This is a genomic window from Streptomyces sp. NPDC111516, from assembly GCF_055635345.1.
Genome location: NZ_JBVKBV010000008.1, coordinates 142,764 through 158,441, shown reverse-complemented (window position 1 = coordinate 158,441; position 15,678 = coordinate 142,764). Strand labels below are relative to the sequence as shown.

The following is a 15,678-nucleotide window of genomic DNA, read 5'->3' as shown; positions in this document are numbered from 1 at the left end:
AACAGGATGCGGGCGGCCCTGCCGAACGATCAGAAGAGACCGCAGTTTCCGCAAGCCCGAGGAAGGCACGACCGCGACGGGAGGCGGAACGGGCGAGGCATCCCTGCGCCGACGAAGATCCCGCTGCGACATCCACAGGTCACGACCCGACCCCACACAGACGCGTCGGAAATATTTGACGCGTCGGATTTTCCCGACGCATACTGATGTCATGCCTACCGACGTGTTCAGCGTGCTGGCCAACCCGGTGCGTCGCAGACTGCTCGAAAGCCTGCGTGAAGGATGCCGCTCCACTGGTGAGCTGGCCGGGATGTTCGAGCTCGGGAGGCCCGCGGTCTCCGAACACCTGGCGGTGCTCCGTACCGCCGGACTGGTGCGCGAGGAGCCGCGCGGTCGGCACCGCTTCTACCACCTCGAACCGGCCCGGCTGGCCGAGGTGAGCGAGTGGCTGCATCCGTTCGAGCACTACTGGAAGCAGCGCCTGGAGGCGCTGTCCGATCTTCTGGACGAGGACAACGAGACATGACCGAGAGCAACACGATCACCTGCGAGAAGTTCCTGCCCCACCCTCCGGCGGCGGTGTGGAGGGCCCTGACCGACCCCGATCTCCATGCCCGCTGGTGGGCTGCCGGCGACGTCAAGCCCCTCGTCGGGCACCGCTTCACCCTCGACATGGGTGGCTTCGGCAGCCAGCCCTGCGAGGTGACCGAGGTGGACGAGCAGCGCTTGCTGGCCTACCGGTTCGCGGAGGGCACGCTCGACACCACCATCACCTGGGAGCTGCGGCCGGAAGGCGAGGGCACCCGCCTCGTCCTGACTCATGCGGGCTTCGACCTGGACTCCCCCATGGGCCGGCAGGCGTATGACGGCATGGGCAAGGGCTGGCCCCATATCCTCGGCCGCCTCGACACCGTCCTGGACGAGGCCGCCCGACCCTGACGGGCGGGTCTGCGTCCGGGCGGGCCTCGCCCGGCGTACCGAGGCGAGCACGGTCCGCGCCTCCGCCGGGGAGAACACTTCGACATTCGGACCGTCGGGGCGCGCGAGCCCGGCCTGATCCGTGAGAGGGCCTACGCGCGAGGTGCCCGCGCCAGCTGGCGGGACTGGGCCACCAGTCGGTCCGCGCTGTCCCAGACGTCCGCGTCCTCCTCCAGGAAGCCGCCCGCGAGGTTGCGGGTGGTGATGGAGACGCGCAGCGGGCCGGGGGCGGGGCGGCAGCGGATGTGGGTGGTGAGTTCGATGGTCGGCGTCCAGCCCTTGAGGCCCAGCTCGAACGAGGTGGGCGGCAGCGCGTCGACGGTGAGCAGCAGCGAGAGCGGGTCGGCGTCGCGGCCGTCCGCGAGGCCGAACCAGCCGCGCATCTCGCCCTTGCCGGAGGGGGCGCCGACGGCCCAGCCGACCGTCGCCGGGTCGAGCTTGATGTCGAGCCGCTCGGTGATGGCGGAACTGCCGGGGATCGGGGCCGGGCCGTCGCTCGGACCGAAGCAGTGCGCCTGCGGCGGGATGGCGGGCGGCTGCACCGATGTGCGGACCTCGTCGGACAGCGCGTCCAGCTCGCCATAGGTGGCGAGGACCCGGATGCGCTCGACCTCGGTGCCGTCCGGCGCGTACTGGAAGAGGGAGGCCTGGCCGGTGGAGAGGGTGCGGCCGGTGCGGACCGTCTGGGTGCGGATCACCGCTGGGCCCGGGACGGACGCGGTGAGGTAGTGCGCGGAGACCGAGAAGGGGTCCGGGTGCGGCAGGGCCTCGCCGAGCGCACGGCCGAGCATGGCCAGCAGATAGCCGCCGTTGACCGCGTGGATGATCGTCCATCCGGCGGAGAGCTCCGCGTCGTAGACGCCTTCTTCGCGAAGGGTGACGGCGGTGTCGCGGTCGAACTCGCTGTCCCCGATGGTTGCCTGCGCGGTCCGCGCCACCTGCTCTGCTGCCTGTGCCATGCGATGCACCGTACACCGATAGCATTACTGAGCGGTAGCTTTCTGATGGCCGGAAGATGTCGGCGCACCGGGCCGGGTTCCGGCCGCACTGCGTCGGCCGCCGGCGCGCAACCGTGTCAGGTGGCCTCGGACGCCTCCTCGGCCGTCGCCGACCGCCGGTTGTAGGCGCGCGGGGCCCGCCAGTGGTAGCGCATCGAGAGCAGCCGCAGCACGAAGGCCGTGATCACCGCGGCACCACTGGTGAGCCCGTTGAGCACCTCGAAGCGGATGCACAGCACGATCACCGTGGCCCCGACGATCGCGGGCACCGCGTACAGGTCTCGGTCCCAGCGCAGCAGCGAGGGCACCTCGTTGGCCAGTACGTCGCGCAGCACACCGCCGCCGACCGCGGTGGCCAGGCCCAGGGCCGCCGATGCGGTGAGGCCGAGGCCGTAGCCGTACGCCTTGACCGTGCCGGTGACGCAGAACAGCCCGAGGCCGGCCGCGTCGAAGACGTTGACGGCCACCTGGATCCGCTCCACCTGGGGGTGCAGGAAGAACACCAGAACGGCGGCGATGAGCGGGGTGGTGAAGTAGCCGAGATCCGTGAAAGCCGCGGGCGGGACCGCCCCGATGACGATGTCACGGAACAGCCCCCCGCCCAGCGCGGTCACCTCGGCGAGTACCGCGATGCCGAAGACATCGAAGTTCTTGCGTACGGCGAGCAGTGCGCCGGAGATCGCGAAGACGAAGATCCCGGCGATGTCGAGCGCATGCTGGACGGAGGACGTGAACAGTTCGTTGAGCACCGGGCAATTGTGCCGGTACTACTCCTTCGGGCTGTCCTCCGGCGTTTCGGGCGATGCGGCGCCGTCGTCGGCGGCGTGCTTGTCGGCCGCGTTCTCGTCGGCCCGGTTCTCCTCCGCCGCGTTCTCGTCGGCCTCCGGCCTCCCCACCTCGACGACCTCGATCGCCTCGCGCGCGGCCGCCGTCACCGTCTCGCCGGGCACCTGGTCCGGCGCGTTCTCCGGATGGTGGCAGGCCACCTGGTGCCCGGTCTTCAGCGCGACCAGCGGCGGCTCCTGCGTCTTGCAGACCTGCGTCGCCTTCCAGCACCGGGTGTGGAAGCGGCAGCCGCTGGGCGGCGAGATCGGCGACGGCACGTCGCCCTTCAGCAGGATGCGCTCGCTCTTGGCCGAGCGGCGCTTCGGGTCCGGGATCGGGACCGCCGAGAGCAGCGCCTTGGTGTACGGGTGCATCGGCGCCTTGTAGAGCGACTCGCGGTCGGCCAGCTCCACGATCTTGCCGAGATACATCACCGCGATCCGGTCCGAGACGTGCCGGACGACCGAGAGGTCATGGGCGATGATCACGTACGTCAGGCCCAGCTCGGCCTGGAGATCGTCGAGCAGGTTCACCACCTGCGCCTGGATGGAGACGTCCAGCGCCGACACCGGCTCGTCCGCCACGACCAGCTTGGGGTTGAGCGCGAGCGCACGGGCGATCCCGATGCGCTGGCGCTGGCCGCCGGAGAACTCGTGCGGATAGCGGTTGTAGTGCTCGGGGTTGAGGCCGACCACCTCCAGCAGCCGCTGCACCTCCTTCTTGACGCCACCGTCGGGCGTGACGCCCTGCAGCTTGAAGGGGGCACCCACGATCGTGCCGATCGTGTGCCGGGGGTTCAGCGAGGAGTACGGGTCCTGGAAGATCATCTGCATGTCGCGGCGCATCGGGCGCATGGCACCGACGCCGAGGTGCGTGATGTCCCTCCCCTCGAACTCGATCTTCCCCGCGGTGGGTTCGAGCAGCCGGGTGATCAACCGGCCCATCGTCGACTTTCCGCAGCCGGACTCCCCGACCACGCCCAGGGTCTCGCCCGAGTGCACCTCGAAGTCGATCCCGTCGACGGCCTTCACGGCACCGGCGTTGCGCTGCAGCATGCCCTTCTTGAGAGGGAAGTGCTTCTGCAGCCCGGTCACCTTGAGCAGCACCTCGCGGGAGGCGGCGTCCTCGACCGGCGCGCCGCTCCCGGCAGACCTCTGCGCCGGAACGTCCACGCCCTTGTCCTCGCTCGTCACGGCCTTGTCCTCGCTCACAGCTTGGGCGCAATCTCTTCGGTCCAGATACGCTCCCGCTGCTCCTGCGACATGTGGCAGGCCGCCCAGTGCCGGCTGCCGACCTCCTGCAGCTCGGGCCGTACGGTGCGGGTCACGTCGTCCTTGGGTACGTCCGCGTACGGGCAGCGCGGGTTGAAGGCGCAGCCCGACGGGATGTTGATGAGCGACGGCGGGGAACCCTTGACCGGGATGAGCCGGTCGGTCTGGTCGCGGTCGAGGCGCGGCATCGAGCCCAGCAGACCCCAGGTGTAGGGGTGCCGGGGCTCGTAGAACACCTTCTCGGCCGGTCCGCGCTCGACGCAGCGCCCGCCGTACATCACCAGGATGTCGTCGGCGAGCTCGGCCACGACGCCCAGGTCGTGGGTGATGATGACGACCGCGGAGCCGAACTCCTTCTGCAGGTCCCGGATCAGGTCGAGGATCTGCGCCTGGACGGTGACGTCCAGCGCGGTCGTCGGCTCGTCGGCGATGAGCAGCTCGGGGTTGTTGACCAGCGACATGGCGATCATCGCGCGCTGGCGCATCCCGCCGGAGAACTCGTGCGGGTAGCTGTCGACGCGCTTGTCGGGCTGCGGGATGCCGACCCGGTCGAGCATCTCGATCGCCCGCTTGCGGGCGGTCTTCTTGTCCACGTCGTGATGGACCCGGTACGCCTCCACGATCTGCTTGCCGATCGTGTAGTACGGGTGCAGCGCGGACAGCGGGTCCTGGAAGATCATGGCCATGTCGCGGCCGCGCAGCTTGCGCACCTCGTCGGGGTCCGCGGACAGCAATTCCTTGCCGTCCAGCCAGATCTCGCCGGAGACCTGCGCCTTGCGCTTTCCGTACTGACCCGCGGTGTGCAGGCCCATGATGCCCAGCGACGTGACGGACTTGCCGGAGCCGGACTCGCCGACGATGCCGAGGGTCTTGCCCTTCTCCAGCTGGAAATTGAGCCCGTCGACGGACTTGACCAGACCGTCGTCGGTCGGGAAGTGCACCTTGAGGTCGCGCACTTCGAGGAAGGCGGTGGGAGCGGGCGAGCCCGCCGGGGCGGGTTCGCCCAGCGCGGCACCGCTCTTGTGCAGTTCGGTCATCCCAGCCTCACTCGCGGGTCGATGACGGCGTACAGAATGTCGACGACGAGGTTGGCGACGGCGATCGCGAGAGCCGCGAACAGTGTGACGCCGAGGATCACGGGCAGGTCCTTGTTGCTGATGGCCTGGACCGCCGCGAGCCCGAGCCCCGGCAGGTTGAAGGTGGACTCGGTGAGGACGGCGCCACCGAGGAGCACACCGATGTCGAGGCCGAAGACGGTGAGGATCGGCGTCATCGCGGAACGCAGGGCGTGCCGGGTGATGACGGTTCCCTCGCCCAGGCCCTTGGCGCGCGCGGTGCGGATGTAGTCCTCGCCGAGCACTTCGAGCATGGTGGCTCTGGTGAGCCGGGCATACATCGCGGCGTTCAGGAAGGCGAGCACGATCCACGGCAGGATCAGCGTCTGGAACCAGGTGCCGATGCCGTCGTCCGTGGAGAGGTTGTCGGCGATGTGCACCCAGCCGAGGTTGTGCACGAACAGGCCCATCGCGACCATGCCGGTGAAGAAGATCGGCAGGGAGACGCCGCCGAGGGCGGTGGTCATCGCGGCACGGTCCCAGATGCTGCCGCGCCGGAGCGCGGACACGACACCGGTGGCGACCCCGCCGAGGAGCCACAGGACGCAGGCACCCGCGGCGAGCGCGCCGGTCACGGGCAGGGCGTCCTTGAGGGTGGTCCAGACCGGTACCTCGGTGCGGAAGGAGTAGCCGAAGCAGGGCGCGGCGCAGTGGGTGACGTCGTCACCGTTCGCGTAGTCGCGTCCCATCGGGATGCCCTTGACGAAGTCCCAGAACTGGACGAGAAGGGGGTCGTCGAGACCCAGTTTGATCCGGATGCCTGCGAGCTGCTCGGCACCGGAAGCCTTGCCGGCGAAGAGGACTGCGACGTCCTGACCCGCCCACTTGGGCAGCATGAAGAAGATGGTGAAGGTCGCGAGCAGTACGACGAGCACCATGATGACTACGGCGAACAGGCGCCGGATGAGATAAGCAAGCACTGTGCGCGGCCCGCCGGTGGCCGGGAACCCCTTGTGGGGGCTCCCGGCCACCGCCCCGGGCCATCACCTGCCCTTCGGACTGGCGGGTTTCGGCGGCGGTGGAGCAGTCAACCGGGTTGACTGCACATGCTGTTGACTACAGCGATTACTTGACGACGCCGAGCGAGACGTAGTCGTAACGGCCGTTGTAGGCGTCGGACATGTAGGCGTTCGTCAGTCGGTTACCGCGCCAGGTGATGTTCTTCTCGTAGATGAAGGGCATCCAGTCGGCCTGGTCCAGGATCCGCTTGTCGAGGTTCTTGTAGATCTCGCCGGCCTTGACCGGGTCGGTCTCCGCGATCGCGTCGTCGAAGAGCTTGTCGATCCCCGGGTCCTTGAGCTGCGACTCGTTGTAGTTACCGGTCTCGGACAGGAACCGGCTGTCCCACAGCGGCTGGCCGAAGCCCTGGCCGGACGGGAAGTCCGGGCCCCAGCCGCTCATCGTCATGCCGTAGCCGCGCTTCTTCACGACGGACGGCGAGCCGGTGATGCTGGAGGCCTCGGCGCCGTCGATCGGGTCGACCTCGATCTTGATGCCGACCTTGCCGAGCTGCTCCTGGAGCGCCTCGGCGGTGTCGACCTCGCCCGGGTTGTTGTTACGGGCACTGAGCTTGGTGGTGAAGCCGGTGGGCTTACCGCATGCCTTCAGCTCCTCCTTGGCCTTGGCGGCGTCCGGCTTGCCCTTGCGGGCGAGGACACCGTACGGGTCGTAGTCGCTGTGGCCCTTGATGGAGGCCGGCAGGGTGCTGTTGGCGATCGCGCCACCGGCGACCTCGCCACCGCGGGTCTGCTGCAGGGCCGCGAAGTCCGTGGCGTAGAAGACGGCCTTGCGGCAGTGGACGTCGTCCAGCGGCTTCGCCGTGTGGACGAGCGCGACGTAGCGGACGAAGGACGTCTGCATGTTGTCGACGCTGTCCTTGTGGTCCTGGACGGCGGTCACACGGCCGGACTGGGTCATGCCGGTGCCGTTGAGGTCGACGTCGTAGTCGCCCTCCATCAGCTTCTTGTCGTTCTCCTCCAGATTGGCGGAGATCGTCACCGTGACCTTGTCCGGGAGCGCGGCACGGACCGGGTCCGAGGCCTTGTCCCACTTGTCGTTGCGGACGAGCACGATGTTCTTGCCCGGCTTGTACGACTCGAACTTGTACGGGCCCGAGGAGAACGGCCGCTGGGTGTACTTCGCCTTGGTGTCCTCCGACGCCTTCACGGGCGAGCCGGAGGGCATGGCGAGGAACTGCTCGAAGTCACCGTTGGGCTTGGGCAGCTTGAAGATGATGGTGCTGTCGTCGGGCGTCTCGATCGCCTTCAGACCGAGCTTGTCCGCGGACGTGTCCTTGTACGGGCCCTTGTACTCGTGCTTGGGGTCCAGCGTCTGCATCAGGTACTGCGGGCCACCGGTGATGGTGTCCGTCGCCCAGATGCGCTCGATGCCGTACTTGACGTCCTTGGAGGTCAGCTTGGAGCCGTCCTCCCAGGTGAGGCCGTCCCGCAGCTTGTACGTGTACGTCTTGCCGCCGTCCGAGATCACACCGGGGCCGGTGGCGAGGTCGCCGACCAGCTTGGTGGACGCGGCGCCGGGCTTGGTGTCGTACGTGACCAGCTGGCGGGTGTAGAAGCGCATGAAGTCCCAGGCCATGCCGTAGTAGGCACGCTGGGGGTCGGCGGAGTCGAGGTCCTGCTTGCCGACCATCTTCAGCGTTCCACCCTTTTTGGTGGACGGGTTGGCGACCTTGTTGAACGCCGCGTTGAAGCCGGCGGCCTTCGCCTTGCTGCCGCCGCCGCTGTCGCCGTCGTCGCCGCCGCCGCACGCCGTGGTGGTCATCAGCGCCGCGACCACGAGGGCCGCACCAGCGGTGAGCCGTCGCTTCGAGGTAACTGTGGACATTTTCTCGTAACCTCCGAGATCGCGGTCCCAGGCCATTGCTTGCCGGAGAACCATGGGAAGAGCCACCTGACAGTGCGGCAGGGGCAAGTCGTGGGCTATCGGGTCCCCTTGGGATCCAGGGCGTCGCGCAGCCCGTCCCCGAAGAGGTTGAAGGCCAGTACGGTGATGAAGATCGTCACGCCGGGGAAGACCATGAACATCGGGTCGTGCTCGTACGTCTCCAGGGCGTCCCGCAGCATGCCGCCCCACGAGGCCGTGGGCGGCCGGACACCGGCGCCGAGGAAGCTGAGGGCCGCTTCGGTGAGGATGTTGGTGGGGATCATGAGCGTCGCGTAGACGGTGATCGGCGCCACCAGGTTCGGCAGCAGCTCACGGAAGAGGATGTGGGTCCGCCCGCCGCCGAGACTGCGCGCCGCCTCCACGTACTCGCGCTCGCGCAGCGAGAGCGTCTGGCCCCGGACGATGCGTCCCACGTACGGCCAGCCGAAGAAGCCGATGACGGCGACGAGTACGGCGATGCGCACCCCGCTGCCGGAGAGGCCGAGCAGATCGTCGGGGAGGACGGAGACGAGGGAGATGATGAACAGGAGCTGCGGGAAGGACAGCAGCACGTCCATGACCCGGCTGATCACCGCGTCGACCCAGCCGCCGAAGTAGCCGGCGATGATCCCGAAGAGCGTGCCGAGCGCCACCGCGACCAGGGCCGCGAGGAACGCCACGAGCAGCGAGATCCGGGCGCCGTAGACGATCCGGCTGAAGATGTCGCGACCCTTGTTGGGCTCGACGCCGAAGAGGAAGTCGCCGCTCACGCCGCCGAGGGAACCGGTGGGGAGATTGGTCAGCGGGTCGAGCTTGTCCTGGTGGAAGTCGTTCGGCGGGTGCCCCAGCAGCCCCACGATGAGGGGCGCGAAGACCGCGACCACGATCAGGACGAGGACAACGATGCCACCCGTCAGCGCGACCTTGTCCTGCTTCAGGCGGTTCCAGGCGATCTGCTTGAGAGACCGTCCCTCGACCTTCTTCGCCCCGGAGTCGGCTGCGGGACCACCGGTCGCGATCGGGTCCGCTTCCGTGGTCGGCTCATGCAGTGGTGCCGTCATCGTGGCAAGGACCCCTCTCAACCGGCGGTGGCCGGGCCGAACTGGCCGCTGTGGCGGCACGGATCAGTCAGTCGTACACAGAGGCGGCAGGACGCCCTTGCTGCGGGAGTCTTCATTGCTGTTGCGCGCGGTAGCCATACCGTCGGGTGAATGGATGCCTAACCGTGATGCGGTCAGGGGTGTTCCGTTATCCGGACGGATGTGAACGCCCGCCGAACACAGGTCAGTTGAGGCGGAAGGGGGGCACGCGCGTAGATTCACGTCGCTTTCACCACCAGACCTCCCCAGCGCGGAGATCTCGGACATGGGGAGAGGGAAGCTGCGCGGAGGGGTCCGCGAGGGCGCGCACAAAAGGGAGCGCGCCGGCATGCGGATGGGCCGGGAACGCGGGCCGGAGTTCGGGGAGTTGATGCGCATACGTACGCTACGTTCCGGTAATCAGGACCATACGCATGCATTCCCGGCACACCCGGTGCGTACACCTGCGTTCCGGGTGCGCAGGGCGAGGTCGCGGGGTGCGGACGACAGCCTTCCGGGCACGCCTGGGTGCGCTGGAACGCCCCCGGTACGTACGACTGCCGGCAGGCTCAGTACGCGCCCTGCTGCGGCGGGTAGCCGTAGCCGGCCGCCGGGGCAGCCGGGGCGTGCGCCTCGCGGTCGTAGAACGGGCGGGTGTTGGCGCGCAGCCACATCGCGACCGGGTCGTACTCGTCGGACATCGCGACCGTGGAGACGGGCAGCCCGTCGGGGACAGCGCCGATCGACTGCTGCATCATCGCGCGCACCGCGTCGACGGAGGGCTGGCTCGTGTCGTAGAGATCGAGGCCGATGGCGAGATACGGAACCCCGAGCGCGGGCTGCACCCAGGCGCGGCGCAGCGAGCGGATCGCGGTGGTGTGGTGGGCGTTCTGCGTGAGCAGGCCGTAGAACTGCGGGATCTCGATGGCCGGTTCGGTGAGCCGGAGCGGGCCCGCGGGCATCCGGTCGAGGCCGGTGGCGATCCGGCGCAGGTCCAGCCAGGGGATGCCGACGCCGCCGCCCGGGGCGTGCGGGTTGAGCCAGATGCCCCAGCGGTCGGGGAAGAGGGCGCGGGCGATGTCGCGGCCGGTGACGAGCTCGTGGGCCCGGTTCCAGCCGCTGGCGGAGAGTTCCTGGGCGGAGGTCACACAGGGGGCGTAGCCGAGGCCGTCGACCTCCATGTTCCCGTACTGGGCGTCGGGCGAGCCCGCCTGACCGTGCCAGAGGAGCATCCAGATCCGGTCGTTCGCGAGGGCCTGCAGCAGTGCCTCGTACGCGTCGTAGCGCCCGGGCGTCACTTGGCGCAGCATGTGCTCGACCTGCCCGGCCGCCGCGGTGCCTGACGCACTCACCTGGTCCCGCCCCTCTTCGATCCACTGTGTCGGCCCGCCGCTCCCGGGGCACACGGGTGCGGCATGGTGCCGTGGCACCAGCCATCAAACCAGCTTATGCGCCGGTCCTGACACCGACTTGACGCCCTGGGTCGACGTGCTGATCCGCTCCGAAGGCGTCCGCGGGCACGGCGCCGGGTGCTACTGGCCGGCGCGCCGGTAGAACGGCCGGACCTTCTCCCGCATCCAGTCCGCGACCGGGTCCTGCGCCACATCGAGCAGGACCAGATTGACCGGCCAGGGCACCTCGACGCGGCCGAGCGCACGGCCGAGGGCGTCCATGGGGGCATTGCGCCCGGCGCCCTCCCAGGTGGAGAACTCCACGCCTATGAAGAGGACGGGCTCGCCCCCCTCGATGCTGGCCAGTGTCCGGCGCGCGGTGAGCACGACACCGCTCTCCTCGAATTCGCCGGCCGCCGCGGCGAGGAAGTCGACGGGCTCCTCCTTCCAGTCCGGCTCGTACAGCCGGACCCGGCCGCCGCTGGCCGGTCCGTCCAGTGGGGTGCGTCCGGCGCGGCAGAGCTCGGCCACGGCGGGCGGCGGCAGCGGCATCCCGACGGCGCCACCCGGGTTCACCGCGATGCCGAGCTGCGGGGGCAGTCCGCGGGCGAAATCGCGGGCGGGTGCGACGGCGAATGACATGGCGTTGCCGACACAGCTGAGGAACTGCTGTTCGGAGCTGAATACGGGGACGTACGCGGCACCCTCGATCTCCAGCGTCGGCAGGTCCAGGTCGGGTGAGTCGGGTCCGCCGCCGCCCGGCAGGGGCACCCAGACCTGGCTGCGCCCGAGCACCTCGACGAGCCGTCCGCCCGCCTCCGGGCTGCCCACCGAGGCCATCAGCACCTCTTCGAGCTCATTGGCGGGCCATCCGCTCTGCGGATGGGACTGGCCCTGTGCCGGAATGTCCACTGCTTCCCCTTCTTCCCCGAGCCTTCCGGCAGAAGGTTAACGTCCGGCTCCCGGGCCCTGTGCGTCCGCGAACGCGATCCGGGCCAGCAGCCCGGCCGCCTCCCGGTCCAGCAGCACCGCCGAGGCGCACCCCGGCGGCAGCAGGCCGGTCTCAGCGCCCCGCAGCAGCCTCCCCACCGCCCTGCGGTGCCGGGCGAAGGCGTATCCGGAGACGCCGCGGCCGCGTTCCCGCTGGCCGTCCCTCGCCGTCTGCGGCGTGACGTCGAGCAGGACGAGGTGCAGGACGCGGCCCCGGCGCCGCGCGGCACGGGCCAGCCAGCCGCGTACCCACGCCTGGGTTCCGCAGTCGTGGACGACGACGGACTCTCCGGAGCGCAGCGCCCGCCACAGCCCCCGGTAGTGGGCGACGCGGACGAGGGGACGGTAGAGGGCGTACGGCAATAACCCGGGCACGAGCCCCGCCCAGCGGTCCCGGGTGTCCTGGGAATCGACGGCGTGGGCCGTCGTCACCGCCCGCCGGATGAGCGTGGATTTGCCGCTGCCGGGCAGCCCGGACACCACCACCACGTCGCCCGCCGCGAAGTGCAGGCTGCGCGGGCTGCGCCCGCCCCGCTCCCGCAGGTCCCGCACGACGGGCGCGTGCGGGCCGCGCGCTTCCGTGGCGGGCGGCGCCCCCGGTTGTGCGGGCATCGCGCCGTGCGCGGTCCCCGCGGTCGTCACGTACCGCTGCAACGTCATCGCCCCTCCCCCTGTCGGGTCACCGCACGCATGCCCCTGAAGTGTAAAGAAAAGGTAATGCGGCACAACCGTCCACGCCGTTGATTCCCGCGAGGGACCGGGGGCCCGCTCCGGCGCGATGCGTGCGATGATGACCGGGCCAACTGCATAAAGGCCGCTTGAATCCGCGCGGGAGAGTTCCGGTCACTGCTTGTGCCGGGCGCCGAAGGAGCAAGTTCCTCCCTTGAATCTCTCAGGCCCCGTACCGCGTGGATGAGGCAGATCTGAAAAGCGGGCCGCTCTGCGGCTCCACCCAAGGTGCAAGCCGAACCCTCCAGGGGCTCTCGGCGAACCTCTCAGGTTCCGATGACAGATGGGGAGGGATCGTCCCCGTCGTCATGCCCTGGGAGCCACATCCATGAGCACCGCCCCCCGTCGCACCTCCCACCCGTCGCCCACCACCGCCCTGCCGGAAGGCGCTTCGCGCCACAGCCCTCTTCAAGCCCTGCACCGTTCGCTGGGCGCGACCATGACCGACTTCGCGGGCTGGGACATGCCCCTGCGGTACGGCAGCGAGCGCGACGAGCACAACGCGGTCCGCACCAGGGCCGGTCTCTTCGACCTGTCGCACATGGGCGAGATCACCGTCACCGGCCCCGAGGCGGCGGCCTTCCTCAACTTCGCGCTGGTCGGCAACATCGCCACCGTCGCCGTGGGCCGTGCCCGCTACACGATGATCTGCGCCGAGGACGGCGGCATCCTCGACGACCTGATCGTCTACCGCCTGGGTGACACCGAATACATGGTCGTCGCCAACGCCGGGAACGCCCAGATCGTGCTCGACGCGCTGACCGCGCGGGCCGACGGCTTCGACACCGAGGTGCGCGACGACCGCGACGCGTACGCGCTGCTCGCCGTCCAGGGCCCCGAGTCCCCCGCCATCCTCGCCTCCGTCACCGATGCCGACCTGGACGGCCTGAAGTACTACGCCGGCCTGCCCGGCACCGTCGCCGGTGTCCCCGCACTGATCGCCCGTACCGGCTACACCGGCGAGGACGGCTTCGAACTGTTCGTCGCCCCCGAGCACGCCGAGCAGCTGTGGAAGGCCCTCACCGAGGCGGGCGCCTCCCGCGGCCTGATCCCGTGCGGTCTCTCCTGCCGGGACACCCTGCGCCTGGAGGCCGGCATGCCGCTCTACGGGCACGAGCTGACCACCGGGCTGACCCCGTTCGACGCCGGTCTGGGCCGGGTCGTGAAGTTCGAGAAGGAGGGCGACTTCGTCGGCCGCGAGGCCCTGAAGGCCGCCGCCGAGCGCGCCGAGACCGCCCCGCCCCGCAAGCTGGTCGGCCTGGTCGCCGAGGGCCGCCGCGTGCCGCGCGCCGGTTTTTCCGTGGTCGCCGGGGGCGAGGTCGTCGGCGAGGTCACCTCGGGCGCCCCGTCGCCCACCCTGGGCAAGCCGATCGCCATGGCGTACGTGGACGCCGCGCACGCCACGCCCGGTACCCCGGGCGTCGGAGTGGACATCCGGGGCAGCCACGAGCCGTACGAAGTCGTGGCGCTGCCGTTCTACAAGCGTCAGAAGTGACGTCCGCGCACCTCGGAAGTGACGTAGTCCCGTCTCACACCGTAAGACCACCGTTCATCAGCACTCCCCCGCGTACAGGAGAATTCAGGTCATGAGCAACCCCCAGCAGCTGCGTTACAGCAAGGAGCACGAGTGGCTGTCGGCCGTCGAGGACGGTGTGGCCACGATCGGTATCACCGAATTCGCCGCCAACGCGCTCGGCGATGTCGTCTACGCCCAGCTCCCCGAGGTCGGTGACACGGTTACCGCAGGCGAGACCTGCGGCGAGCTGGAGTCGACCAAGTCGGTGAGCGACCTGTACTCACCGGTGACCGGTGAGGTCACCGCCGCGAACCAGGACGTCGTGGACGACCCGTCGCTGGTGAACTCCGCTCCGTTCGAGGGCGGCTGGCTGTTCAAGGTACGCGTCGCGGAGGAGCCGAAGGACCTGCTCTCCGCCGACGAGTACGCCCAGTTCTCCGGCAACTGAGACCCAAGGGACCACCTGATGTCGCTTCTCAACTCCTCCCTCCACGAGCTGGACCCGGACGTCGCCGCCGCTGTCGACGCCGAGCTCCACCGTCAGCAGTCCACCCTCGAAATGATCGCCTCGGAGAACTTCGCTCCGGTCGCGGTCATGGAGGCCCAGGGCTCCGTCCTCACCAACAAGTACGCCGAGGGCTACCCGGGCCGCCGCTACTACGGCGGCTGTGAGCACGTCGACGTCGTAGAGCAGATCGCCATCGACCGCATCAAGGCTCTGTTCGGCGCCGAGGCCGCGAACGTCCAGCCGCACTCCGGTGCGCAGGCCAACGCCGCCGCGATGTTCGCGCTGCTGAAGCCGGGCGACACGATCATGGGCCTGAACCTGGCCCACGGCGGTCACCTGACCCACGGCATGAAGATCAACTTCTCCGGCAAGCTCTACAACGTGGTCCCGTACCACGTCGACGAGACCGGCGTCGTGGACATGGCCGAGGTCGAGCGCCTGGCCAAGGAGTCCAAGCCGAAGCTGATCGTCGCCGGCTGGTCCGCGTACCCCCGTCAGCTGGACTTCGCCGCCTTCCGCCGCATCGCGGACGAGGTCGGCGCGTACCTGATGGTCGACATGGCGCACTTCGCGGGCCTGGTGGCCGCGGGTCTGCACCCCAACCCGGTGCCGCACGCCCATGTCGTCACGACCACCACGCACAAGACCCTCGGCGGTCCGCGCGGTGGCGTCATCCTGTCGACGCAGGAGCTGGCCAAGAAGATCAACTCGGCGGTCTTCCCGGGCCAGCAGGGTGGTCCGCTGGAGCACGTGATCGCGGCCAAGGCGGTCTCGTTCAAGATCGCGGCGAGCGAGGAGTTCAAGGAGCGCCAGCAGCGCACCCTGGACGGCGCCCGCATCCTCGCCGAGCGCCTGGTCCAGCCGGACGTCACCGAGGTCGGTGTCTCCGTGCTGTCCGGCGGTACGGACGTCCACCTGGTCCTCGTCGACCTGCGCAACTCCGAGCTGGACGGCCAGCAGGCCGAGGACCGGCTGCACGAGCTGGGCATCACGGTCAACCGGAACGCCATCCCGAACGACCCGCGGCCGCCGATGGTCACCTCGGGTCTGCGGATCGGTACGCCGGCCCTGGCCACCCGCGGTTTCCAGGCCGAGGACTTCACCGAGGTCGCCGAGATCATCGCGGCGGCCCTCAAGCCGTCCTACGACGCGGACTCCCTGAAGGCCCGCGTCGTCGCGCTGGCCGAGAAGTTCCCGCTGTACCCCGGCCTCAAGTAGTCCGGGACACGGCTCGTCCCGAGTAATACGTGACACAGTTCGTCACCTTTCGGGCGGGGCACCACGCACACTGGGCAGTGAGCGCGGTGCCCCATCCCTTGCCCCGCCGCTCTTCGGGCCGACCGGTCCGTACCGCACCACCCGGCAGACAACGGCGTCTACCAACCCTTAGGAGTC

15 protein-coding genes and 1 riboswitch are annotated in these 15,678 nt (G+C 69.4%); of the genes, 5 read left to right on the top strand and 10 right to left on the bottom strand.

What is annotated here, in order from left to right; genetic code table 11:
- Window positions 1-211: 211 nt before the first annotated feature.
- Both ACZ7L9_RS17955 and ACZ7L9_RS17950 read left to right on the top strand, forming a co-directional pair.
- Window positions 212-526: an ArsR/SmtB family transcription factor gene (locus ACZ7L9_RS17955; protein ID WP_471416118.1), complete on the top strand. Its 315-nt coding sequence runs from the start codon at window positions 212-214 to the stop codon at window positions 524-526.
- Window positions 523-939: an SRPBCC family protein gene (locus tag ACZ7L9_RS17950; RefSeq protein ID WP_471416117.1), complete on the top strand. Its 417-nt coding sequence runs from the start codon at window positions 523-525 to the stop codon at window positions 937-939. The genes ACZ7L9_RS17955 and ACZ7L9_RS17950 overlap by 4 nt, the downstream gene beginning before the upstream one ends.
- Window positions 940-1,070: 131 nt before the next feature.
- Here the strand turns inward: ACZ7L9_RS17950 and ACZ7L9_RS17945 are convergent, their stop codons facing one another.
- The 10 genes from ACZ7L9_RS17945 to ACZ7L9_RS17900 all read right to left on the bottom strand — a co-directional run bounded on the left by ACZ7L9_RS17945 (window position 1,071) and on the right by ACZ7L9_RS17900 (window position 12,190).
- Window positions 1,071-1,937 (bottom strand): thioesterase family protein, encoded by an 867-nt coding sequence (locus tag ACZ7L9_RS17945; RefSeq protein WP_471416116.1) that lies wholly within the window; start codon window positions 1,935-1,937, stop codon window positions 1,071-1,073.
- Between the two features lie 116 nt (window positions 1,938-2,053).
- Window positions 2,054-2,725 carry a trimeric intracellular cation channel family protein gene (locus ACZ7L9_RS17940; protein ID WP_471416115.1) on the bottom strand — a complete coding sequence of 224 codons (672 nt, stop codon included), beginning with the start codon at window positions 2,723-2,725 and terminating at the stop codon, window positions 2,054-2,056.
- A gap of 18 nt (window positions 2,726-2,743) precedes the next feature.
- Window positions 2,744-3,973 carry an ABC transporter ATP-binding protein gene (locus tag ACZ7L9_RS17935; RefSeq protein ID WP_471416248.1) on the bottom strand — a complete coding sequence of 410 codons (1,230 nt, stop codon included), beginning with the start codon at window positions 3,971-3,973 and terminating at the stop codon, window positions 2,744-2,746.
- 35 nt (window positions 3,974-4,008) lie between these two features.
- Window positions 4,009-5,109, bottom strand: coding sequence for an ABC transporter ATP-binding protein (locus ACZ7L9_RS17930; protein WP_471416114.1), 1,101 nt, complete (start codon window positions 5,107-5,109; stop codon window positions 4,009-4,011).
- Window positions 5,106-6,107, bottom strand: coding sequence for an ABC transporter permease (locus tag ACZ7L9_RS17925; RefSeq protein WP_471416113.1), 1,002 nt, complete (start codon window positions 6,105-6,107; stop codon window positions 5,106-5,108). Before ACZ7L9_RS17925 ends, ACZ7L9_RS17930 begins: the two co-directional genes overlap by 4 nt.
- Window positions 6,108-6,252: 145 nt before the next feature.
- A complete protein-coding gene (locus ACZ7L9_RS17920; protein WP_471416112.1) occupies window positions 6,253-8,031 on the bottom strand; it encodes an ABC transporter substrate-binding protein in 1,779 nt (592 codons plus the stop codon).
- Window positions 8,032-8,126: 95 nt separating this feature from the next.
- Complete coding sequence (locus tag ACZ7L9_RS17915; RefSeq protein WP_471416111.1) at window positions 8,127-9,131, bottom strand: ABC transporter permease; 1,005 nt, start codon at window positions 9,129-9,131, stop codon at window positions 8,127-8,129.
- 587 nt (window positions 9,132-9,718) lie between these two features.
- A complete protein-coding gene (locus ACZ7L9_RS17910; protein WP_471416110.1) occupies window positions 9,719-10,501 on the bottom strand; it encodes an enhanced serine sensitivity protein SseB C-terminal domain-containing protein in 783 nt (260 codons plus the stop codon).
- A 180-nt stretch (window positions 10,502-10,681) separates the two neighbouring features.
- Window positions 10,682-11,452: an enhanced serine sensitivity protein SseB gene (locus ACZ7L9_RS17905; protein ID WP_471416109.1), complete on the bottom strand. Its 771-nt coding sequence runs from the start codon at window positions 11,450-11,452 to the stop codon at window positions 10,682-10,684.
- 36 nt (window positions 11,453-11,488) lie between these two features.
- Window positions 11,489-12,190 (bottom strand): AAA family ATPase, encoded by a 702-nt coding sequence (locus ACZ7L9_RS17900; protein ID WP_471416108.1) that lies wholly within the window; start codon window positions 12,188-12,190, stop codon window positions 11,489-11,491.
- A 159-nt stretch (window positions 12,191-12,349) separates the two neighbouring features.
- Window positions 12,350-12,447, top strand: a riboswitch (glycine riboswitch).
- A gap of 140 nt (window positions 12,448-12,587) precedes the next feature.
- Between ACZ7L9_RS17900 and gcvT the strand changes: the two genes are divergently transcribed.
- The 3 genes from gcvT to glyA all read left to right on the top strand — a co-directional run bounded on the left by gcvT (window position 12,588) and on the right by glyA (window position 15,501).
- Window positions 12,588-13,754: a glycine cleavage system aminomethyltransferase GcvT gene (gcvT, locus tag ACZ7L9_RS17895; RefSeq protein WP_471416107.1), complete on the top strand. Its 1,167-nt coding sequence runs from the start codon at window positions 12,588-12,590 to the stop codon at window positions 13,752-13,754.
- Window positions 13,755-13,845: 91 nt separating this feature from the next.
- A complete protein-coding gene (gcvH, locus tag ACZ7L9_RS17890) occupies window positions 13,846-14,223 on the top strand; it encodes a glycine cleavage system protein GcvH (protein ID WP_471416106.1) in 378 nt (125 codons plus the stop codon).
- Between the two features lie 18 nt (window positions 14,224-14,241).
- On the top strand, window positions 14,242-15,501 hold the full coding sequence (gene glyA / locus ACZ7L9_RS17885; RefSeq protein WP_471416105.1) for a serine hydroxymethyltransferase: 1,260 nt from the start codon (window positions 14,242-14,244) through the stop codon (window positions 15,499-15,501).
- The last annotated feature ends 177 nt before the right edge of the window (window positions 15,502-15,678 follow it).

Excerpts from the sequence above, each read along its gene's own strand:
- ACZ7L9_RS17955 (WP_471416118.1), top strand. The coding sequence starts at position 212 with ATGCCTACCGACGTGTTCAGCGTGCTGGCCAACCCGGTGCGTCGCAGA.
- ACZ7L9_RS17950 (WP_471416117.1), top strand. The coding sequence starts at position 523 with ATGACCGAGAGCAACACGATCACCTGCGAGAAGTTCCTGCCCCACCCT.
- ACZ7L9_RS17945 (WP_471416116.1), bottom strand. The coding sequence starts at position 1,937 with ATGGCACAGGCAGCAGAGCAGGTGGCGCGGACCGCGCAGGCAACCATC.
- ACZ7L9_RS17930 (WP_471416114.1), bottom strand. The coding sequence starts at position 5,109 with ATGACCGAACTGCACAAGAGCGGTGCCGCGCTGGGCGAACCCGCCCCG.
- ACZ7L9_RS17920 (WP_471416112.1), bottom strand. The coding sequence starts at position 8,031 with ATGTCCACAGTTACCTCGAAGCGACGGCTCACCGCTGGTGCGGCCCTC.
- ACZ7L9_RS17915 (WP_471416111.1), bottom strand. The coding sequence starts at position 9,131 with ATGACGGCACCACTGCATGAGCCGACCACGGAAGCGGACCCGATCGCG.
- ACZ7L9_RS17900 (WP_471416108.1), bottom strand. The coding sequence starts at position 12,190 with ATGACGTTGCAGCGGTACGTGACGACCGCGGGGACCGCGCACGGCGCG.
- gcvT (WP_471416107.1), top strand. The coding sequence starts at position 12,588 with ATGAGCACCGCCCCCCGTCGCACCTCCCACCCGTCGCCCACCACCGCC.
- gcvH (WP_471416106.1), top strand. The coding sequence starts at position 13,846 with ATGAGCAACCCCCAGCAGCTGCGTTACAGCAAGGAGCACGAGTGGCTG.
- glyA (WP_471416105.1), top strand. The coding sequence starts at position 14,242 with ATGTCGCTTCTCAACTCCTCCCTCCACGAGCTGGACCCGGACGTCGCC.